The organism is Bartonella sp. HY328 (genome assembly GCF_025449335.1).
Lineage (GTDB): Bacteria > Pseudomonadota > Alphaproteobacteria > Rhizobiales > Rhizobiaceae > HY038.
Genome location: NZ_CP104883.1, coordinates 2,988,935 through 3,010,065 on the forward strand (window position 1 = coordinate 2,988,935; position 21,131 = coordinate 3,010,065).

The following is a 21,131-nucleotide window of genomic DNA, read 5'->3' on the forward strand; positions in this document are numbered from 1 at the left end:
TTTTCCTTAAAAAGCGGAGGCTGCAATCTTATACAGCATCCGCTTTGGGTATATTCATTCAAGCTATTAGTGCTACATCGCCAATTTTTGATATTTAAACTCCAAAGACAGCCTTCAGAAAAATGGCCTTATGCAAAGAGTAATTTTTGGGCAATTACCCTCATAATTTACAAAATCTATCCATTTTATTCCTTTAATCACTATCTCGTTATTTTTTAAAATCTTTAAATGGTAGCTATAAGCAGTTTTAACTTTACTGGTTCAATAAAATTTGACAGCAATTTTAAAGGGTAAACGGCAATAAGATCCTTTTTTCCTTTTCCCAAAAATCGAAATAGCTTAATAAATATTACCTAAAATTAATTTTCATAGAGGGTAATAATATGATTGATTCAGTTGTTTATGCTTTTTCTGCTGATAATAAGCCCGTTCATCATGCGGCGTTGGGAAGCGAACTAATATTTAAAACCAAGGATTGTTTTTCAAATAAAATCAAAACTGAAAATGATTTTATAACTGGCTTTGATTATAATGAGGCAAACCCAGCATCTGGTCCTGTTTTCATCGAAGGTGTCGATGCTGGTGATATACTCGTTGTCGATATTCTCGATATAAAGGTTGGCGACCAAGGCGTCATAACAACCTTGCCCGGTTGTGGACCATTACACGAAACCCAAGAAACGCGGACAAAAGTTGTTCATATCAAAAATGATAAAGCACTTTTTAATGATATCGAAATTCCAATTAGTCCCATGATCGGGGTTATTGGTGTCGCTCCAAAGGATAAACCTGTTGCTTGTGGTTTTCCAGGGCGTCACGGTGGTAATATGGATTGCCGCTTTATCCAAAAAGGTGTTCGACTTTACTTTCCAGTCAATGTTGCAGGAGCCTTATTTGCTCTTGGTGATTTGCATGCCATTATGGGCGATGGAGAACTTTGCGGCACCGGTTTGGAAATTGCTGGCGAAGTAAAAGTACGAGTGAATGTCATCAAAAATACCCCACTTGAATGGCCCGTTCTTGAAACAAAAGACACTTGGTACACAATTGCAAGTGACCATGAATATCCAGTTGCCTTAAAATATGCGTCAACTCAAATTCAGCAACTTATCTCTAAGGCTTATGGCTGGGATTTAACCGACTGCTACCTTTATCTTACCATTCAGGGCAATGTTGAAATCTGTCAAGCTTGCAAACCCTGTGCGATTGAACTTGTCGTTCGTATCGGCGTACCAAAGCGGGCTGGCAAGCCTTTGCTTCCTAGTTTTTAGAGAGTGCAATCAATGAGCGATTCAATTGAGAAATTTGGTTATGAACAAAGTCTGAACCGCGTTCTTACCTATAAAGACTTGGTAATTTATGGCATGCTTTTCATGGTGATTATCGCGCCTATGAGCATATTTGGTTATATTAGTAAAGATAGCCATGGCATGACGCCACTCGTTTATCTTGTTGGCATAATCTGCATGTTTTTTACCGCACTAAGTTACATGAAAATGAGTAGCCGGTTTCCTATCGCAGGCTCGGTATATGCATATGTACAACGCGGTATTAATCCTCATGTTGGCTTTGTGGCTGGTTGGCTCATTCTGCTCGATTATATCTTTGTACCAAGCTTACTATATTTAATGACCGCTACTTGGTGCGTTGAATTAATGCCTGGAACACCAATGTGGATGTGGATTGTTATTTTTATAATTGCAAATACGCTAATTAATATTCGCGGTATTGAATATACAGCAATCATGGACATTCTGATTTTTTTACTAGAAATCGTGGTGCTTGCCATATTTATAGTAATCGGCTTGATGTATGTATTAAATGGCGGCGGCGCAGGTAAATTATCCATCGAGCCCTTTTATCAAGTTGGTAAAATTGATATCCAATTTATAGCGGCGGCGGTCACAATTGCTGCTCTTTCGTTTTTAGGTTTTGATGGTATTAGCACCTTGGCTGAGGAAACCAAAAACCCCGAAAAAACTGTTGGGAGAGCAATCATAACTGCTCTATTTCTCATTGGCTTTGTTTTCATTTTACAAACCTATGTTGCAACGTTAATTCAACCCGATTATACCAAGATGAATTCTGAAACAGCCTTTTTTGATGCTGCCTATATTGCAGGTGGTGGCTGGTTAAAAATTCTTCTTTTGGTCATGAATATTATTGCCGTAGGCATTGCCAACACCATGGCAGCTCAGGCAGCCTCGTCACGGATTATTTTTGGTATGGCTAGGGATCACTTCCTTCCACCCTTATTAGCAAAAGTTCACCCCAAATTTAAAACACCTTACATTAGCACATTATTTATTGCAGGCTTGTCGTTAGTTTGCGCGACAACTCTCAATATAGAGCTTTTGGTAAAGCTGGTTAATTTTGGCGCTTTATCTTCCTTTGTAATGCTCAACTTTGCGGTATTTTGGTTTTTCTATATAAAAGAGAAAAATCGCAAAGGCTTAAAAAACATTATCAATTATGTAATTTTGCCTTTTATAGGTGCTAGCATTTTAGGATATGTCTGGTTAAACTTTGATAAGACCACCCAAATAATCGGTTTTACGTGGCTCTTCATTGGTTTGGTTATCGGCTTTATTATTAGTAAAGGCTATAAAACATTACCAGGCCCGATTGGAAAAATGTAAATTATTGCCAAATCTCAACTATTTTGAACTTTCTACGATAGCAAGAGCACTTTACCCATGTAAAAGCGGTAAAGTGCTCTTACTTTTTTAAATCTATTTTATTTAAAATTTACGTTCATCTAAAACCCAAATTATGCATATTAAAAAACCGCTCGATATTAATTTTGTAAACCAAATCAATAATAAAACCATGCCAATAAGAGCAAAAATTTATCCATCACAAAAAAATATTTGACTCAAGAACAAAAAGGGAACATAAATAATACAAATAATGAATATGGAGAATCGAATGTCAGACCTTATTTATGATATGATTTCATTTGTATCTATTATGCTTTTTGTCGCCACCATTGGCATATGGATGGTTGCTTTGTAAATTAAACATATTTTGCTTTTCAAGTGGGTGGGGAAGGCCATATGCATTTGCATATGGCCTTGTCAGAACGGTGGTTTTAGCAAATAATCAATAGACTAAGTATAATTGGTATTTTGCATCAATGTGATTTATGCGGGGAAAAAAAACATGATTGCATTTTGGGGGTTACTTTTCATGTCTAATTGGCATATAAAACACACTTAGCCTTATATGTTAGAAATTTATCAACCCGACGGTATCAAAGCCGCTCGGGCGTTTGCCACAGGAAAAAGCGCCATGCCAAAACGTTCTGATATCAAATCCATTCTTATTATTGGTGCGGGTCCCATCATTATTGGACAGGCTTGTGAGTTTGACTATTCCGGTACGCAAGCATGTAAGGCTTTGAAGGAAGAAGGTTACCGCGTAATTTTGGTAAATTCCAATCCTGCAACAATCATGACCGATCCAGACCTTGCTGATGCAACTTATATTGAGCCAATCACGCCAGAAGTGGTTGCTAAAATTATTGCTAAAGAGCGGCCAGACGCACTTTTACCAACCATGGGTGGGCAGACTGCATTAAATACCGCACTTTCCCTTAAGCGCATGGGGGTTCTTGATCGCTATAATGTTGAAATGATTGGTGCTAATGCTGAAGCCATTGATAAGGCCGAAGATCGCGCACTGTTTCGTGAAGCGATGAAAAAAATAGGGCTTGAAACACCGCGCTCTATGCTTGCTAATGCAACAGAAATCAAAGAAGAAGACCGCGCAAGCCATGAAGCAGAACGCGCTCGTTTGCGCAATGAATTATCGGGTGATGCACTCAACAAGGCTTTAGACGAACTTGAAACCAAATGGCAACTAGGCTCAGCAGCGCGTAAACAACGCTATATTGCCCATGGTATGGGTAAGGCTGGTCAAGCTTTGGATCATGTGGGTCTGCCAGCAATTATTCGCCCATCATTTACTCTTGGCGGCACAGGCGGTGGTATTGCCTATAACCGTACTCAGTTTTATGAAATTGTTGAAGGTGGGCTTGATGCCTCGCCAACCACGGAAGTTTTGATTGAAGAAAGCGTTCTTGGTTGGAAAGAATATGAAATGGAAGTGGTGCGTGACCGCAAGGATAATTGCATCATCATCTGCTCAATTGAAAATATTGATCCGATGGGCGTTCATACTGGCGACTCAATCACTGTTGCGCCAGCCTTAACGCTTACCGACAAAGAATATCAAATCATGCGTAATGCCTCTATCGCCGTCTTGCGCGAAATTGGTGTTGAAACCGGCGGTTCTAATGTGCAATTTGCTGTTGATCCAGCAACTGGCCGCTTGATTGTTATTGAAATGAATCCGCGCGTATCGCGCTCGTCTGCGCTTGCTTCCAAGGCAACTGGCTTTCCTATTGCGAAAATTGCCGCAAAACTTGCCATTGGCTACACTTTGGACGAGCTTGAAAATGATATTACTGGCGGTGCAACGCCAGCATCATTTGAGCCATCAATTGATTATGTGGTTACGAAAATTCCGCGTTTTGCTTTTGAAAAATTCCATGGTGCTTCTAATATTCTAACCACAGCTATGAAGTCGGTGGGTGAAGTTATGGCGATTGGTCGTACTTTTAATGAATCATTGCAAAAAGCTTTACGCGGTTTAGAAACAGGTCTAACTGGGCTTGATGAAATTTTGGTGCCAGAGCATGAAGAAGGCGACGAAAAAAATGCCATTCGGGCAGCTATTGGTACGCCAACGCCCGATCGTTTGCGTTATGTCGCTCAAGCCATGCGCATGGGTTTAACTCTAGCAGAAATTCATCAAATTAGCCGTATTGATCCATGGTTCTTGGAGCAAATTTACGCCATTATCCAAATGGAAGAGCGTGTTCGCGTTAATGGATTACCAGAAGATCAAGAAAACTTACGTATGCTTAAATCCATGGGCTTTTCGGATGCGCGCCTTGGTACACTAGTTGGCAAAAATGCAGATTTTGTTGCTAATTTGCGTCAGAGCCTCGATGTTAAGCCAGTATTTAAGCGTATTGATACCTGTGCGGCAGAGTTTGCTTCGCCAACGGCCTATATGTATTCAACTTATGAATTGCCATTTGCTGGTAGCACACGTTCAGAAGCGCAAGTATCAAGCCGTAAAAAGGTGGTTATTCTTGGTGGTGGGCCAAACCGTATTGGTCAGGGTATCGAGTTCGATTATTGCTGCTGCCATGCTGCCTTTGCACTGCGTGATGCTGGCTATGAAGCAATTATGATTAATTGTAATCCTGAAACCGTTTCAACCGATTATGACACATCAGACCGCCTATATTTTGAACCATTAACTGCCGAAGATGTGCTATCCATTCTTGAAGCAGAAAAGGAAAAAGGCGAGCTTGTCGGTGTTATCGTTCAGTTTGGTGGTCAAACGCCATTGAAATTGGCTGCAGCACTTGAAAAGGCTGGTATTCCAATCCTTGGCACATCACCCGATGCAATTGACTTAGCCGAAGATCGTGATCGCTTCCAAAAGCTTTTGGTAAAGCTTGATTTAACCCAACCGAAAAATGGTATTGCCTATTCAGTCGAGCAAGCGCGACTGATTGCAACAGAACTTGGTTTCCCATTGGTTGTGCGCCCTTCATACGTCTTGGGCGGCCGCGCTATGCAAATTATTAATGATGAACGTAATTTGCAAAACTATCTTCTTGATACAGTTCCAGAATTGGTACCAGAAGATATTAAAGCGCGCTATCCAAATGATAAGACAGGGCAAATCAATACTTTGCTTGGCAAAAACCCATTGCTTTTCGACACCTATTTGACCAATGCTATTGAGGTTGATGTTGATTGCCTTTGCGATGGCACTAATACGACAGTTGTTGGTATTATGGAGCACATTGAAGAAGCCGGTATCCACTCAGGTGACTCGGCCTGTTCGCTTCCAGTCCATACTTTGTCTGCTGAAATTGTTGCAGAATTAGAACGCCAAACAGCAGCACTTGCTAAGGCATTGCATGTTGGTGGTTTGATGAATGTGCAATATGCGATTAAAGATGGTGTTATCTATGTGCTTGAGGTTAATCCTCGTGCATCACGCACTGTGCCATTCGTTGCAAAAGCCATTGGCCGCCCTGTTGCAAAAATTGCTGCCCGCATTATGGCTGGCGAACAATTGGATGGCGCATATAATCAATATGGTGGCAAGCCAATCGAACCAAAGCGCCAACATATTGCGGTTAAGGAAGCAGTATTTCCGTTTGCTCGTTTCCCTGGAGTTGATACCTTGCTTGGGCCGGAAATGCGCTCAACTGGTGAGGTTATGGGTCTCGATTATGATTTTGCTATGGCATTTGCCAAAGCACAGCTCGGTGCTGGTGTAGATCTTCCTCGCTCTGGTACTTTATTTGTTTCTGTGCGTGACAGTGATAAAGCGCGGGTACTAAAACCAGTCAAGCAATTGGCAGCCCTTGGTTTTTCTATTCTTGCTTCAAGCGGCACGCAAAAATTCTTGAGCGAAAATGGCGTTGAAGCTACCAAAATCAATAAGGTTTTAGAAGGCCATCCACATATTGAAGATGCCATTCGCAACCGTCAGGTGCATATTATCTTTAATACCACCGATAGCCCAAGTGCGGTATCAGATTCAAAATCACTTCGCCTTGCTGCCTTATTACAAAAAGTACCTTATTACACCACCATATCTGGTGCTGAATCAGTAGCAGAAGCAATTGAAGCCTTAAATGCTGGCTCGCTGGAAGTGCGCGCATTGCAAGAATATTTCATTGCATAAATTTACATTGTAATTTTTAGCAGGAAAAAGACTATTAAAACTAAAAAAATCAAGTATTAGCGTGAAAGCGATACTTGATTTTTTATTTATAGATTATTGGCAATCATTCATAGCTCTATCGAGAAACTATCATTTTTCAAAAATTAAGATCTTGCCCTTAGATAACTGAACTTAAAAGCACAGGCTTTAAAGTAGTTTTCACGCAAGAATTTAGCAGCATTTTAACAAGATAGTTAGCCTTTATGACGCGTAACCTTAACACAGATTTTAATAATATCTAAAGAGATACCCAAACGCCGCCAATAATAAGGCCAGCAAAAATCAAAAACCCTAAAAATGAATTGGATAAAAACAATTTTAAGCATTGCTCATGATCATCTATATTAAGAACTTTTATCTGGTAAATCATATGGATAAAAGCAAGCAACAAGCCAACAAAGGCGATTGAAGGTATATGAGCAAGAAGAAACGCGGCAAAAGTAAAAATAAGCATGCCGCTATAAAGCAAGGTTAAAGCAAGTTTGGTCTTATCACCAAAAAGCCGAGCTGTAGAACGCACACCAACCAGCGCATCATCTTCCTTATCTTGGTGGGCATAAATAGTATCATAGCCAATTGTCCACATGACAGAACCGATATAAAGCAAAATTGGTGGCCAATCGAGCGAACCTTTAACAGCCGCCCAGCCCATTAAGGCTCCCCAATTAAATGCAAGCCCAAGAACGAATTGTGGCCAATCGGTTATTCTTTTCATAAATGGATAAATAGCGACAATGATAATCGACCCAAGCCCTAAATAAATAGTGAAGGCATTGAATTGTAAAAGTACCAACAATCCAATGACGCATTGCAACAATAAGAATAATTTGGCTTGAATCCGGCTAACTTGCCGCGATGGTAGCGGGCGTGAACGGGTGCGCTCTACCGCACTATCAATATTATGGTCAACCAAATCATTATAAGTGCAGCCTGCGCCGCGCATGGCAACCGCCCCAATAAAGAACAAAAACAAATGCCAAAGCGATGGCATAACATTCATGAATTGCGCGCCATGATGACTACCAGCAACACTGACCAGCGCCGCTGACCACCAACAAGGCCACATTAAAAGCTTCCAACCAATTGGCCTATCCCAGCGCGCCAATTGTGCATAGGGCCAAAATCCACGTGGCAACAAGCGGTAAACCCAATGACTGGACGGCGCATCTCTTACACGCCCTTGCTGTGTATCCGATTGAATATCCGATGTATTTTGCTTGCCTTGCATGGTGCAAGTTATCCTTTTATAACATTATTTTGACGCCAACATGCCAGAATATAATGGGAATTGCACGTTAAAAATATGTCAGTGATTAGCTGTTTTTGACAAGTTAACACCTTATGTTTAAAACTGCGGAGTGATGCACTTTTAAGGCAATAAAATATAAGCAACCCATTATAATGTAAGGTTTTCAACTTTAAAAAAATAAGTAGGGGTAAAATAAATATGTTTAATAAAATTAGAAATCTTTTTAGCAATAAATTAGACAAAAAAATTAGCGAGCGGCAGTTTCCAACGGGTGAAGATGCTATTTTACCCACCATAAATGATGATTTACCTATAATTGCAAATCCGGGGTTAATTGCAGCCATCAACGCCTTAAAAGATGAAGAAACCGCTGAAAACCGCATAAGATTTCAAAACCTTATGAAAGAATCGCGTTTTATCCTTGTCACAACCCAGCTAAGTGCAATGGAGAAGAGTGATGAGGTGATATATGACCATCCTGAAGATGAACAAAGCAATAACAAAGATTTTGGCATAGCCCTTACGAGAAGAAATGATAAGTTATATTATCTCATATTTACCGATATGGATCACTTCAATGCTTGGCAACATCCAAATGATAATAACGCAAACCTTAGTGAACCAAAATCGCAACCAAATTTAATTGCCTTTGCAAATTTATGCGCCCTAATCATGGAAACACCAAACGAGCCCTATGGTATCCTTATCAACCCAAAAAGTGAGGATTTTTTAGTTAAACACGAATTTTTTAAAATGGCTATTGTTGAAGCTCGCTTACACGACGAAAGCAGTAAAGGAACAAACGCCACACTGCAACCGCTTGAAATCACTGATCTATCGGGCGACCTAGTCAATCAATTGACAGTTTTTTTCAAAAATACCGTAGAAATTCACGCCGTCTGGGCAGCTATTATGGTCATGGAACAGCAGCAATATTTTACATTAATTGCCGATTCATCTGGCCATCCTGGTGATATTATTCCAAAAATCTTAGATATTTGCGCGCCATATATTGGTGAAACTGAAAAGGCGGTCGTCGTACCAGCTGAGCAAGAGCCATTTAAGTCCCTTGTTGAACAATTTGCGCCAATTTTCATACGCGCTAACTAGAATATTTTGCTATTGTGAAGCGTTGATAAAGGACTGTCTTAATGCAAAAACTTATAGAGGAACTTAAAAAAGACAAAAGCCTAGCCAATCAAAAGGCATTTTTGCATGCTCTATCAAAACAGATCATTTATCTTGCTGAGACTCCTCATAACAGGCGAAAATCTGCTAATACTCAAAAATTCCTTATTCAACAAGACGCAAATGGTGCTAAATACCTACTCGGCTTTAATAATCCTCAATATTTTCAAAACTGGCAACAATATCATCCATCGCAAAATGATGATATTACTATAAAGCCGTTTAGCTTTAAAGAATTATCCCAAGTGATGAAGGCTTTTCAGGACGATGAAACGGCACTAATCCTTAACCCTGCCAGCGATAATCTCATACTTGCCAATGAGCTGTTTCATCAAGTTGAAATGGGCACCGACAAAATACGCGATACAGTAAGCGACACACAAACTTATGTCGCGATGACACCACTTGAGCAAGGTGATTTTTCACTTGAGCTTTTACAAGGACTGCTCAACGAATTTAACAAAACAAGCTGGATAAGCAGTGTTTGGGCCGCAACCATAGACATGGAAGGCATAGAAAGCTTTTTACTCATTATTGCTGCTAATGACACGCTAGATAACATGGGCAATAACGCACGCGATCAAAATCTAAATCAGCACTTATTGGCGCTTTGCAAACCATTCCTTGGAAAAGCCAGCTTAAAGATTTTAAGCAGCACAACACACCCATTTAATTTAGCAATATTAAACTATGATCCTATCTTTGCCAGAAAGCCGGGATAAACAGAATAAAAATAGTTACAATTTCAAGTCGGCCAGCCAACATTAAAAACGACAAGATCCATAAACTATTATCTTCAATTGTAGAAAAATTTCCAACTGGGCCAATTTTATCACCAAAACCTGGGCCAACATTTGATAAAGCCGTAAGTGCACCGCTGATTGCAGAAACAAAATCTAAGCCAGTAATGACCAATAGCATAGCGCCAAGAATAAGCGTTGTCATATAAAGACATAAAAACAGCAAAACCGTCTGAGCAATATCGCCCGACACTTCTGAGCCACCATAGCGCACTTTAACCACAACATTTGGCGATAATAAACGTGCTAAATTAGCAGCGGTTAAACGCCATAAAATAATAATACGGTTGATTTTAATACCGCCAGAGGTAGAGCCAGAACAACCGCCAATCAAAGATGCAAGGAAAAATATACCAAGCGCTAATGGCCCCCAATTGGCATAATCTTCAGTTGCATAACCGGTAGTGGTTATGACTGACACAAAATGGAAAAGAGCGGTTAAAAAAGCTTCCCCAAAAGCTTCATCACGGGTGACGCTTAATGATAAAGCTAATACAAAACTGGCAATTGCGACGATGGATAAAAACAGCTTAACCTGCGGATCATAAAAGCGTTGTTTGCTATGACCGATGACCATTTTAACATAAAACACAAACGGCATAGCCGATGCCAGCATAAAAATTGTAGCAATAACAATAATCATCGGTTGATCGGCATAAAACCCTAGTGAATCATCATGGGTTGAAAAACCTGCAGTTGCAACGGTTGTCATCGAATGATTAAGCGCATCAAACATATTCATGCCAGCGGCAAAATAGCAAAGTGTGCATAAAACAGTTAGCGACAAATAGGCAATGATAATCGCATTGGCGATTTGATTAACGCGTGGCAGAATCTTCTCTGATCGATCAGATGATTCCATATGAAAAAGCTGGACGCCGCCAACGCGCAGTGAGGGAAGCAGCAAAAGCGCAAGACCGATAAAACCGATACCACCAATCCAGCATAAGAGTGAGCGCCAAAGCAAAATTCCTGCTGGCTTAACGTCAAGATCAGCAAGTACAGTTGCACCTGTTGTTGTTACCCCTGACACGGATTCAAAAATTGCTTGGGCAAAACTTATCGGCAAATGGGAAAAGAAAATTGGCAATGCCCCCAAAAAGCAGGCGGTCACCCAAAGGCTTGCGGTTAATAAAAAGCCAAGCCGTGTTGAAAACCGTGCAGTTGCCCCATGGGTTGATACTAAAACCAAAGTGGCGACCATAAAGGTTAAAAGGCTGGCATAAATAAAAACCTGCCAATCATCATTGCCTTGCCTAATGTCGGCAAGAGCCGGTAACAGCATTGCAGCAGCCATAATCAGCGAAAAGCGGGCGCAAATATTGGCAATGAATCGAAAAATGATGAAACCTCAATTTTGGTCTGTAAATAATATTGATGGCGTGGGGCGGTATTAAACTAAAAACTATATCTTGGCCAATTATTAATTGAGCTAAATTACCCGATATTTTACATATTTATAGCTCTTTTATCATTAGTCCAATTTTTTTCCAACACCTTCATATAAAAACAACTGGGTTTAAAGCCACCAGCATAAGCATATGTTCTTAGACATAATAGTGAAAATGTATTCGGCTAAAGGGCAAACTGACTATTCTATTAAAGCGTTTTCCGAAAAGTGTGAAGCGGTTTTCGGACAAAAAACGCGGTGTAAACAAAGTATTAGAGCGCCGATCTGATTCAGTCAGATCGAAAAGCGCTCTAGCAAAGAAGAACCGAGACAGCGTGATTAAAAACTGAAGTTATTAATTCAATGATAAGGCGGGTTATAAAGCCATGCCACAATACAATATCTATAAGCCAAAATATCGCTATAGATAGATAGGCGTAATAAGCAAACCCAACAAAATCATTAAAAATAATGCTATGCATCCAGTCCTGCTGAAATAAATAAAAATAGCCAACCAATAAGGCAGAGCCAAGCAAAATAATAATCGGCAAAACAAGATGGATATTGGCCTTAGGTCGCCACCACGTAATGAGGCCAAGAGCTAAAAATACCAATAAATTAGCACTACTAAAAATACGCGCTTCTTTAATTAATCCAGAGGTCACTTCCGCATATTTGACTTCAATGACATTGGTAAGCTTTTCATTGATGTTTTGTAAATTAAAACGCTCGGTAATAAGGCTCTTTGTTTTAAGTCTATTAAAAATAGCGCGGCATGTGCAACTAGGATCGCGCATGCGGGCCGAAATTTCTTGAACCTTAGTGGGCAGTGTCGTTTTTAATAGCTTATCAATGGCTGCAATGCGTGCTTCATTTAAATTGGTTCTACGGGCAACATAATTGTTAACTTTGCTATCAAAAGCACGCTTGACGCTTGTTTCAACACGTGACTGTACTTCAGCAACAATAAGTCCCTTTCCCCAGCTCTCAATCAAAAAGGGCATAGTAAAAGAAGCTAAAAAGACAATGAGAAAAACTAATGAGCCAGATATACTCATAACATAGGATATTTTTCTCATCTAACAGCCCACTATATATTTTTCAATTTCAGTATAAATTAAAAACCTATTTATACTTTATTAATAAATATTATAACTAAAAAAGGCAAGTTTTAAGTTATAATCCAAACTATTTGTATTTTCATCTATTAAAAATTTCGATAAAAATCGGATATGCCTTTTTATGTAAATCACACAATTTTATTGTGGGCATATTGCCACATTTGAGATTTTTATAATCTTTGTAATTGGCAAGCATTAAAAAGCTATTATAAATTACCAATGAATAGACATCGACAGCTAAGCAATGATTGGAACTTGCCTTATGAGCAAAAAGGAAAAAAAGGACCTTACCCTAAATGCTAAGGATCTACCCTACCGCCCTTGTGTTGGCATTGTTGTTTTCAATAGGCTTGGCAAGGTTTGGGCAGGCAGACGCTTACCGATTGAAGGTAGCGAATTAAGTGGAGCCCATAATTTTTGGCAATTTCCGCAAGGCGGCATTGATAAAGGCGAAGATCCTTATGAAGCAGCTTTGCGCGAATTATGGGAAGAAACCGGCATTAAAAAAGTTAGCCTTTTAAAAGAGGCTGATGATTGGCTTAACTATGATTTGCCTGAACATCTTATTGGTATTACTTGGAAGGGTAAATATCGCGGCCAAAAGCAAAAATGGTTTGCCTTTGCTTTTGAAGGGACAGATAGCGATGTTGCAATTAACCCACCGCCAGCTGGCAATACGGCAGAATTTGATAGTTGGCAATGGGTTGATCTTGCAGAAATGCTTGATCTTGTTGTACCGTTTAAAAAATCCGTCTATGAGGGTATTGTGCGACAATTTGCACCCATAGAAGAGCAAATAAAACAGGCAAATAAGTGATAAAAATTGCAAATATACTGTTTAAATTAATATTCATTTTTATTGTATTTTTTGCAAAAAGCCAAATAAGATTATTGTATTTTTAAAAGGCTACAAGGGTTTTTAAAACCTTGTCTAGCCATATAGGAGGCAAAAATGACCGTCCAGACCGATATGGGTTCCAATGTCGACATTTCTCTCTTGCACCTTAAAGATGCGCATGTACTTGCGCCTTTGCTTGCAAGCTATGCGCAAGCTTTAAAGCGAGGCGCACCGCGCCGCCCCGATGATTTTTATGCAGAGCAACTTTTGCAAGACCGTTCAGCTGAAGTGGTGGGCGCATGGATAGGAACAGAGCTTATTGGTTTTACCATTTTTTATGATTTGCCAGAACCGGTATCGGGCTTAAGAGCTGGCCAAGTTGACCATATCCATGTCCATCATGCCCATCAAGGCAAAGGCGTTGCCAAAGCCATGATTGATGTTTTGTGTGAAAAAGCCGATGATCGCAGCTGGGCAAAACTGGTACTCAATGCCCCCCGCCTTCCTGAAGATGGCAAAAAGCTTTATGAACAAATTGCCTCTCGCGGCGACTGGACAAGCTACGTCATTCGCTTTGATTAATTGTGCAACCCAGTATTTATAAATTATGGAGCGTTTTATAAAAGCGCTCCATTTTTTTATAAAAATGGTTTTGTATATAGACAAAGCATTTAATCTCTCCGTAAAAATTATCAGATGATCCAAACAAACGATAACATGTAATTAGGGTCAGTACTTAAAGGCTTTGCTTTTTAAAGTCTTAGAATGTCTGCTATATAGATAAAAAGTGATATCCCCTCCCCTTGCCGTTTACGCTGCAAAGACGCATAAAACAATTGGGAGCTGATTATGACCACTATGTTAATGTTTTTGAGTTTTATTATTCTAGCAACCTATGTACAAACGGTTACTGGTTTTGCCTTTGGCCTTGTTTTAATGGGGTTGATTGGTCTTTCACACCTTCTTCCCCTTGCCGATACGGCTATTATTGTTAGTATTTTAACGCTAACCAATGCGGCGGTTATTTTATTAAAAGCTTGGCGTATGGTGGATATAAAGCATTTATCCTTAACTTTGGCAGGTGCATTTCCTTTTGTTATTATTGGTGTTTTTTTGCTTGATTGGTTAGCATCAACCTCCTTAACTCTTTTGCAGCTTATTCTTGGCCTCGTTATTGCTTTATCAAGCTTTCAACTTTTACAAAGACCTAAAACTGGCAGCCAAATTGCACCCAATTATAGCTTTGTCATTTCTGGCGCATTAGGCGGTTTATTAAGCGGCTTATTTTCAGCGGCGGCACCACCCATTGTTCACCATTTTTACCGCCAGCCGATAGATTACAAAATTATTCGCGATACCCTGCTCGCACTTTTTGCCTGCACCGGCATTTTACGCCTTACCACCGTAGTCATCAGTGGATCATGGCATAGCACTATTATTTGGTGGACATTAATCGCCCTGCCCTTTGTTATTATTACCAGCTATCTAGCACGCCGCTTCCCTCCACCTCTAGGGCCAGAGGCAATAAGGCGACTTGTTTTTTTACTGTTATTTGCATCGGGGGCTATGCTGGCTGTGCCGGCAGGATTAACTTTTTTATAAAGCTTTAACTAACCCCTTTGAGCCGAATTTTGAATAGTTTTAAACAATAGATATTAGGTAAATACAATAAAAAACTTGCTGTTTCTCATTTTCGTTATATAGTATTGCATCATAACGAGGATAGACATGCCGATTCAAGCCGATCTTGCTTTTTCAAGTAAAAATATTTCACCCATTGGACAAACACGTATTGCATTATTAGAGGCGGTTGGCCGTGAGGGCTCTATTTCAGCCGCCGCCCGTGCGGTCAATTTAAGCTATAAAGCTGCTTGGGATGCCCTTGATACCATGCAAAACTTGGTTGAAAAACCACTACTTGAAAAGACTAGTGGTGGCAAGGGTGGCGGTGGCACCAAATTAACGCCAGCTGGTATTGCTTTGATCGAGACCTTTTATCGCCTACAATCGGGCCTTGCAAAAATGCTTGAGGATTCTGCTAAAGACCTTGATGCTATTGGACTAACGTCAAGTAGCTTTATTCAAGGCTTTATGATGCGCACCTCGGCGCGAAATATTTTTGCTGGCATTCTTGAAACTGTTAACTTGCGCTCAGTCTTTGCCAATATTGGAGTGCGTGTTTCACCTGATATTTTTATTACCGCCCAAATAACCCGTAAAAGTGTTGAAACCTTGGGGTTGGTGACCGGCCGTCATGTAGCAGCTTTGGTTAAAGCCCCATTTGTAATAATTAACCCTGCCAAAGATGATGTGGCTCATTTAAATTCAATGCAAGGCGTCATTCGTGAAATGTTAACCGAGGGTGATGCCGTTGAAATTACCATCAATCTTGGCGCTGATAAAACGATTGTCGCTACGAAAAGCACGGCTGAAGTAAGAGCGCTTAATCTTCATGATGATATGAATGTGACGGTCGGTTTTGACCCTTGCCATGTGATTATTGCAACCCATTAAACGAATTCAATCTTTCCTAACTCCTAAAAGGACTTTCTAATATGCGTTTTAAACTAGCTCTCATTGCAGCTCTCCTTCTTGGTTCAACCGCCCTTGCCAATGCTGAAAAGACATCGGTGGCAGTTGCTGCCAATTTCACTGACCCCGCAACTGAAATTTCGGCTTTGTTTAAAGAAAAAACAGGCCATGAAGCAGAGCTTGCTTTTGGTGCTACCGGCAATTTTTATAACCAAATTACCCAAGGCGCGCCTTTTGACGTTTTTCTTGCTGCTGATGACAGCCGCCCAGCGCTTGCTGTCAAAGAAGGCTATGGCGTTGAAAATAGCGTTTTCACCTATGCCATTGGCACATTAGTGCTATGGAGCAGCAAGCCTGACCTTATCAAAGATGACGATAGCTTAAAAGATGCCTCTATCAACCATATTGCTTTTGCCAATGCTAAGGCCGCCCCTTACGGAAAAGCAGCTATTGAAGCCATGGAAAAGCTTGGCGTTTATGACAGCTTAAAGCCAAAATTGGTGGAAGGACAAAATATTTCACAAACTTTCCAATTTGCCAAAACTGGTAATGCGGAAGCTGGCTTTGTTGCTCTTTCACAAGTTATTAATGAAAAGGGCGGCTCGCAATGGATTGTACCACAAGAATATTATAACCCAATTCGCCAAGATGCAGTTTTATTAAAAAATGGCGAAAAAAACGAAGCGGCGAAAGCCTTTATTGAATTTTTAAAAACTCCTGAAGCCCATGAAATCATCAAAAAATATGGCTATCAACTCGACTAGTTACCCCAATTGGTAATCATGGTGCGGACGTTCCTATATTTTAAAAGGAACGTCCGCTCTTTCATATTCATGAAAACAGAAATTAATCTTTTCTAGTAATAAGCAAATAGTTTGCTATGGGCTTAAAACATTGGGTGATGGATGGAGCTTCTCTCCGCACAAACATTAACCGCGATCGGTCTTACCTTACGCCTTGCCATTATAACCACTCTTATATTACTCATATTAGGCATACCCTTGGCATGGTGGTTAGCGCGTTCGAAAAGCCTTTGGACAGAAGTTATTGCCACCATTGTCTCAGTGCCGTTGGTATTACCCCCAACAGTGTTAGGATTTTATCTATTGGTGGCACTTGGTCCCAATGGCCCAATTGGATGGTTTGCGCCGCTTTTTGGTTTACGCACATTTGCTTTTAGTTTTACTGGCCTTGTCATCGGTTCAGTTGTCTATTCACTACCCTTTGTTGTTCAGCCAGTGCGCAATGCTTTTGCTGCCATTGGCGATAGGCCTATGGAAGTTGCCGCAACTTTACGCCGTTCGCCATGGGCTGCATTTTGGGGCGTTGCTCTACCCCTTGCAAGACCGGGAATTTTAACCGGTGCGGTATTAGGTTTTGCCCATACGGTCGGAGAATATGGCGTTGTGTCGATGATTGGCGGCAATACCCAGCAAACACGAGTAATTTCCACCACCATCGTACATTTAAATGAAAACCAACAATTTGATGAAGCTTATATTTTGGCTGGCCTTATGGTTGCCTTTGCCTTTTTGGTTATTTTAACCATTATGCTTATTGAAAAGAAAAAAGCGAGCCAATGAAGACAGAGCAAAAAACCATAGAAGTTTGCGTTCATGGCAAGCTTGGCACATTTGATCTTGATGTCGCCTTTAAGGCCCCGATCACCGGTATAACTGCACTTTTTGGACCATCTGGCTGCGGAAAAACCAGCGTTCTTCGCGCCATTGCCGGGCTTAACCATTTAAACGGCAAAATAAGCATTGGCGATGATATATGGCAAGATGACAAGCAATTTGTACCAATTTATAAGCGAAAAATTGGCTATGTCTTTCAAGAAGCCAGCCTATTTCCTCATTTAAATGTACGCAAAAATCTATGCTACGCCTTTGATAAGTCGCTAACTGGTGCAAAGCAATATTTTGATGAAGTGGTCGATATGCTTAATATTGGGCATTTAATTGACCGTTCACCCAAAAATCTTTCTGGCGGCGAACGTCAACGCGTTGCAATAGGCCGCGCACTCCTATCATCGCCGCAAGTATTACTGATGGATGAACCGCTATCCGCCCTTGATATGGCAACACGCACAGAGATTATGCCGTTTATTGAGCGATTGCGCGACCAATTAAAATTACCAATATTCTATATCACCCATGACATTAATGAAGTGGAGCGCCTTGCTGATACACTTATTTTGATGGAGCAAGGCAAGTTATTAGGTGCAGGCAAATTACAAGATCTACAAGCCGATATGAGCCTTCCCCTTGCCCAGCAACGCAATGCTGCGGTTAATCTCAACGCCCACATTGATCATTGGGACGAAGATAGCGGTTTATGTGCATTTTCGGTGAAGGGCGCGCGCTTTTTTGCCCCACTAGAAAAAACACCGCAAAGCACAGAAATGCGCATCCGTATTGCTGCAAATGACGTTAGTATTAGCCTTCAAAACCCACAAAAAACATCAATTCTTAATGTTATTAATGCGGTTATTTTGTCAAAAACGTCAATTAATAGTCATGAAATTTTGGTTTCGCTTAGTCTTGGTGATGATAATCAAGGCGCGCATATCCTTTGCCGTCTATCACGCTATTCTTGGCAAAATTTGAATTTAAAAATTGGTATGAAAATTTTTGCGCAAGTTAAAGGCATTGCCTTGCTTGGAATGAACTAGCAACTCGCCATATGCACCATAGAAAGACTATGATGTTTTTCGATTATACTAAAATTCTTGTTAAATTCCATATTTGAGCCACTACCAAAGTCAGCGCTTTTAAAAATGAATGCAAAACATTTTTACCCGCATTTAGAGCGCATTTCGATCTGATTGGATCAGATCTGCGCTCAAATGGGCGGTGCAGAAATTAGCTGCAGAGTAGATTAAATGGTGCAATAGGAGATTGTTTAAAATGATAGAGAAAAGAATTAAATATCAACTATCAGAAATTATCGAGTATTTCATAAAACGCGGTGTTTCAGATCAAGATATTGATGATATTGGCCTAACTAAGAATTTATATAGTGCCAATACAGATGACCCACTTAAACCTGATACCATATGTTATATTGATGACAGAACATATTTTGATGAGGAAGCAGATGATGATCTAGAGCATTATCCTGACTTTGTTGTTAAAAATCATTTGGAATTTTGTTATGATGGTCAACAATTTCTTGATGTTTTAACCAGTGTTTTTATGCAATTGCAAAAACCTACAATACAAAATTGCGTTGATGCACTTAATTATTATAATGAACGTGATGATTTTTTAGATTTTGGAGATGAAAATTAATTTTGCTTGCAAATATTATTTCTAGGTTGAGCTATTGTAATTATACGCGTTTTAATGTGTATAACTCATGAAAAAGGTTTTAAACATAGAGCATGGTATTTAAAATTATAGGTTTTAATGATCAAAATATTTTTTATGAATGAAAAGAAGATTACTTGCAATATTTTGCTGCTAAGTGCTATTTATTGTTATTTTTAAAATATTTTATAGAGAATGTATTATGGATGAAATTATAAAAAACGACACTGATGACGAAATTAAACTCGAAGAAGAGATTGATGAAGTACCTCTTGTTGAATTTGATATTTCTGTAATTCCTGCTGACCCCAGTTTAGAATTATTAGTTTCTAAATTGGAACGCGATGATATTATTATTCCATTCTATCAAAGGCGATTTGTTTGGAAAATTGAGCAAGCATCTCGCTTAATAGAATCCTTTCTTATGGGGCTTCCGGTACCGCAAGTATTTTTTTATATAAATGATGAAAATCAATACGAAGTTATAGACGGACAACAAAGACTTTTATCCGTTAAGTATTTTTTTGAAGGATATTTTGGAGAACCTGACAACCAAAATAAACACCAAGTTTTTAAATTAAAAGGATTGTCTGATCTTTCGGCATATAATGGTAAAACATTTTCAGATTTAGCGCCAAAAGATCAGAGAAAACTTAGGAATGCAACCCTTCGTACCATTAGTATAAGGCAATTAAGCCCAAGCTCACAGAATGACAGTGTTTTTCATATTTTTGAGCGATTGAATACTGGTGGTACGCAATTAAGACCGCAAGAAATAAGAAATGCTGTCTATAGAGGAAATATTGTAAACGAATTAAAGACACTAAATTCAGATTCTAATTGGCAAAGTATTTTAGGACTAAATAAGCCAGATAAAAACCAAAAAGATATTGAGCTTTTACTTCGTTTGTTTGCTTTATTTCAAAATTGGCAAAACTACGAAAGCCCAATGGTTAAATTCTTAAATATACAAATGGCAGAGAATAGAGATTTTTCTTCAAAACGAGCCATTTTATTTAAAGAAAGGTTTCCTTTAGTTGCTAAATTAGTTAAACAAAATATAGAAAACCCATTTAGACCAAGGCGTGTATTAAATATAGCTATTTTGGAAACTATAATGGTATCTCTTTTGGAGATTAATGATGTATTAGATGTTAACGTTAATCAATATTATGATAATTTAATTAAAAAAACAGAATTTCTTGATCTTATAAAGAGTGATGGCACCACAAAAACTTTTGGTTTACGTAATCGTATAGAATATGCAAAAAAACAATTAATTAAATAGTTAGTGTATTATGTTTAGGTTAGACTTAAATCAACATTTTATAAAACCTTTTGAATTGGCTCGCCATATTAATGATTTTGTTCCTTATGATTTAAATCCAAAACATTATAGTAGTGTTAAAAAATTTAGGGCGGCATCATTTAAAGCAGAAATACTTAGGTCGGAATTAGCGGGACTTTTACTTATATCAGTTTGTGCGTCATATGAAAATTGTATAAAAATGATAATGCATGATTATGCTGATAAAGTTGGTACAACATTTTCACGATACATAGAGCGAAGGTATGAAAATTTGAGTAGCCGAATTCGACTTCATCAACTCAATGAATTATGTCAAAGTTTTGGAGATGAAATAGTCTATACTTTTAAGGATGAAATCAAGAAAAAGAAACAAAAATATATACTTAAAGGGATTGCCCTCGAAGGTCAGTATCATGAACTTTTAAATTTGCGAAACAACTATGCTCATACGGCTACCCATAAATTTAAGTTAACCATAGAAGATATTATGAAAAAACATAGAATAGGAATTCAAGTTATTGTAGCGTTTAATAAATCTTTTCATTGCCATAAATTAAGATTATAGATCATTGTC

Annotated in this window: 18 protein-coding genes; 15 read left to right on the top strand and 3 right to left on the bottom strand. The window is 39.2% G+C overall.

Annotation, left to right across the window (positions count from 1 at the left end):
- Nucleotides 1–383 precede the first annotated feature (383 nt).
- From N5852_RS12730 to carB, 3 genes are all read left to right on the top strand, one after another.
- Entirely contained in the window at nt 384–1,271 is an 888-nt protein-coding gene (locus tag N5852_RS12730; protein ID WP_262098138.1) for an acetamidase/formamidase family protein, read from the top strand.
- Nucleotides 1,272–1,283: 12 nt separating this feature from the next.
- Entirely contained in the window at nt 1,284–2,639 is a 1,356-nt protein-coding gene (locus tag N5852_RS12735; RefSeq protein ID WP_262098139.1) for an APC family permease, read from the top strand.
- Nucleotides 2,640–3,291: 652 nt separating this feature from the next.
- Complete coding sequence (gene carB / locus N5852_RS12740) at nt 3,292–6,780, top strand: carbamoyl-phosphate synthase large subunit (protein WP_262098140.1); 3,489 nt, start codon at nt 3,292–3,294, stop codon at nt 6,778–6,780.
- Between the two features lie 277 nt (nt 6,781–7,057).
- Here carB and ubiA read toward each other — a convergent pair whose 3' ends face one another.
- Nucleotides 7,058–8,047: a 4-hydroxybenzoate octaprenyltransferase gene (ubiA, locus tag N5852_RS12745; protein WP_262098141.1), complete on the bottom strand. Its 990-nt coding sequence runs from the start codon at nt 8,045–8,047 to the stop codon at nt 7,058–7,060.
- Between the two features lie 219 nt (nt 8,048–8,266).
- Here ubiA and N5852_RS12750 point away from each other — a divergent pair, with 219 nt between their 5' ends.
- The gene (locus N5852_RS12750; protein ID WP_262098142.1) at nt 8,267–9,178 is read left to right on the top strand and encodes an enhanced serine sensitivity protein SseB; all 912 of its coding nucleotides are present in this window, start codon (nt 8,267–8,269) and stop codon (nt 9,176–9,178) included.
- A 41-nt stretch (nt 9,179–9,219) separates the two neighbouring features.
- Nucleotides 9,220–9,978: an SseB family protein gene (locus N5852_RS12755; protein WP_262098143.1), complete on the top strand. Its 759-nt coding sequence runs from the start codon at nt 9,220–9,222 to the stop codon at nt 9,976–9,978.
- Here N5852_RS12755 and N5852_RS12760 read toward each other — a convergent pair.
- The gene (locus N5852_RS12760) at nt 9,953–11,353 is read right to left on the bottom strand and encodes a TrkH family potassium uptake protein (RefSeq protein WP_262098144.1); all 1,401 of its coding nucleotides are present in this window, start codon (nt 11,351–11,353) and stop codon (nt 9,953–9,955) included. The two genes, N5852_RS12755 and N5852_RS12760, sit on opposite strands and share 26 nt — an antisense overlap.
- Nucleotides 11,354–11,757: 404 nt before the next feature.
- Complete coding sequence (locus N5852_RS12765) at nt 11,758–12,525, bottom strand: hypothetical protein (protein ID WP_262098145.1); 768 nt, start codon at nt 12,523–12,525, stop codon at nt 11,758–11,760.
- A gap of 304 nt (nt 12,526–12,829) precedes the next feature.
- Here N5852_RS12765 and N5852_RS12770 point away from each other — a divergent pair, with 304 nt between their 5' ends.
- The 10 genes from N5852_RS12770 (at nt 12,830) to N5852_RS12815 (ending at nt 21,122) form a co-directional block, all read left to right on the top strand.
- The gene (locus N5852_RS12770; protein WP_262098146.1) at nt 12,830–13,384 is read left to right on the top strand and encodes an RNA pyrophosphohydrolase; all 555 of its coding nucleotides are present in this window, start codon (nt 12,830–12,832) and stop codon (nt 13,382–13,384) included.
- Nucleotides 13,385–13,537: 153 nt separating this feature from the next.
- A complete protein-coding gene (locus N5852_RS12775) occupies nt 13,538–13,987 on the top strand; it encodes a GNAT family N-acetyltransferase (RefSeq protein WP_262099771.1) in 450 nt (149 codons plus the stop codon).
- Between the two features lie 267 nt (nt 13,988–14,254).
- A complete protein-coding gene (locus N5852_RS12780) occupies nt 14,255–15,007 on the top strand; it encodes a TSUP family transporter (protein ID WP_262098147.1) in 753 nt (250 codons plus the stop codon).
- 126 nt (nt 15,008–15,133) lie between these two features.
- Nucleotides 15,134–15,919, top strand: coding sequence for a molybdenum-dependent transcriptional regulator ModE (locus N5852_RS12785; RefSeq protein ID WP_262098148.1), 786 nt, complete (start codon nt 15,134–15,136; stop codon nt 15,917–15,919).
- A 41-nt stretch (nt 15,920–15,960) separates the two neighbouring features.
- On the top strand, nt 15,961–16,701 hold the full coding sequence (gene modA, locus N5852_RS12790) for a molybdate ABC transporter substrate-binding protein (protein ID WP_262098149.1): 741 nt from the start codon (nt 15,961–15,963) through the stop codon (nt 16,699–16,701).
- 141 nt (nt 16,702–16,842) lie between these two features.
- On the top strand, nt 16,843–17,520 hold the full coding sequence (gene modB, locus N5852_RS12795) for a molybdate ABC transporter permease subunit (RefSeq protein ID WP_182417808.1): 678 nt from the start codon (nt 16,843–16,845) through the stop codon (nt 17,518–17,520).
- Nucleotides 17,517–18,611: a molybdenum ABC transporter ATP-binding protein gene (gene modC, locus N5852_RS12800; protein ID WP_262098150.1), complete on the top strand. Its 1,095-nt coding sequence runs from the start codon at nt 17,517–17,519 to the stop codon at nt 18,609–18,611. Before modB ends, modC begins: the two co-directional genes overlap by 4 nt.
- Before the next feature lie 235 nt (nt 18,612–18,846).
- Nucleotides 18,847–19,230 (top strand): DUF7716 domain-containing protein, encoded by a 384-nt coding sequence (locus N5852_RS12805; RefSeq protein WP_262098151.1) that lies wholly within the window; start codon nt 18,847–18,849, stop codon nt 19,228–19,230.
- Nucleotides 19,231–19,450: 220 nt separating this feature from the next.
- A complete protein-coding gene (locus N5852_RS12810; RefSeq protein ID WP_262098152.1) occupies nt 19,451–20,536 on the top strand; it encodes a GmrSD restriction endonuclease domain-containing protein in 1,086 nt (361 codons plus the stop codon).
- Nucleotides 20,537–20,546: 10 nt separating this feature from the next.
- On the top strand, nt 20,547–21,122 hold the full coding sequence (locus tag N5852_RS12815) for a HEPN domain-containing protein (RefSeq protein ID WP_262098153.1): 576 nt from the start codon (nt 20,547–20,549) through the stop codon (nt 21,120–21,122).
- Nucleotides 21,123–21,131: the final 9 nt, after the last annotated feature.

Bases quoted from the DNA above. Each gene is read 5' to 3' on its own strand.
- N5852_RS12770 (WP_262098146.1), top strand. From the start codon at position 12,830: ATGAGCAAAAAGGAAAAAAAGGACCTTACCCTAAATGCTAAGGATCTA.
- N5852_RS12755 (WP_262098143.1), top strand. From the start codon at position 9,220: ATGCAAAAACTTATAGAGGAACTTAAAAAAGACAAAAGCCTAGCCAAT.
- N5852_RS12750 (WP_262098142.1), top strand. From the start codon at position 8,267: ATGTTTAATAAAATTAGAAATCTTTTTAGCAATAAATTAGACAAAAAA.
- N5852_RS12815 (WP_262098153.1), top strand. From the start codon at position 20,547: ATGTTTAGGTTAGACTTAAATCAACATTTTATAAAACCTTTTGAATTG.
- N5852_RS12765 (WP_262098145.1), bottom strand. From the start codon at position 12,525: ATGAGAAAAATATCCTATGTTATGAGTATATCTGGCTCATTAGTTTTT.
- modA (WP_262098149.1), top strand. From the start codon at position 15,961: ATGCGTTTTAAACTAGCTCTCATTGCAGCTCTCCTTCTTGGTTCAACC.
- N5852_RS12730 (WP_262098138.1), top strand. From the start codon at position 384: ATGATTGATTCAGTTGTTTATGCTTTTTCTGCTGATAATAAGCCCGTT.
- N5852_RS12775 (WP_262099771.1), top strand. From the start codon at position 13,538: ATGGGTTCCAATGTCGACATTTCTCTCTTGCACCTTAAAGATGCGCAT.
- carB (WP_262098140.1), top strand. From the start codon at position 3,292: ATGCCAAAACGTTCTGATATCAAATCCATTCTTATTATTGGTGCGGGT.
- modC (WP_262098150.1), top strand. From the start codon at position 17,517: ATGAAGACAGAGCAAAAAACCATAGAAGTTTGCGTTCATGGCAAGCTT.
- modB (WP_182417808.1), top strand. From the start codon at position 16,843: ATGGAGCTTCTCTCCGCACAAACATTAACCGCGATCGGTCTTACCTTA.
- N5852_RS12760 (WP_262098144.1), bottom strand. From the start codon at position 11,353: ATGGCTGCTGCAATGCTGTTACCGGCTCTTGCCGACATTAGGCAAGGC.
- N5852_RS12810 (WP_262098152.1), top strand. From the start codon at position 19,451: ATGGATGAAATTATAAAAAACGACACTGATGACGAAATTAAACTCGAA.
- N5852_RS12805 (WP_262098151.1), top strand. From the start codon at position 18,847: ATGATAGAGAAAAGAATTAAATATCAACTATCAGAAATTATCGAGTAT.
- N5852_RS12780 (WP_262098147.1), top strand. From the start codon at position 14,255: ATGACCACTATGTTAATGTTTTTGAGTTTTATTATTCTAGCAACCTAT.
- N5852_RS12735 (WP_262098139.1), top strand. From the start codon at position 1,284: ATGAGCGATTCAATTGAGAAATTTGGTTATGAACAAAGTCTGAACCGC.
- N5852_RS12785 (WP_262098148.1), top strand. From the start codon at position 15,134: ATGCCGATTCAAGCCGATCTTGCTTTTTCAAGTAAAAATATTTCACCC.
- ubiA (WP_262098141.1), bottom strand. From the start codon at position 8,047: ATGCAAGGCAAGCAAAATACATCGGATATTCAATCGGATACACAGCAA.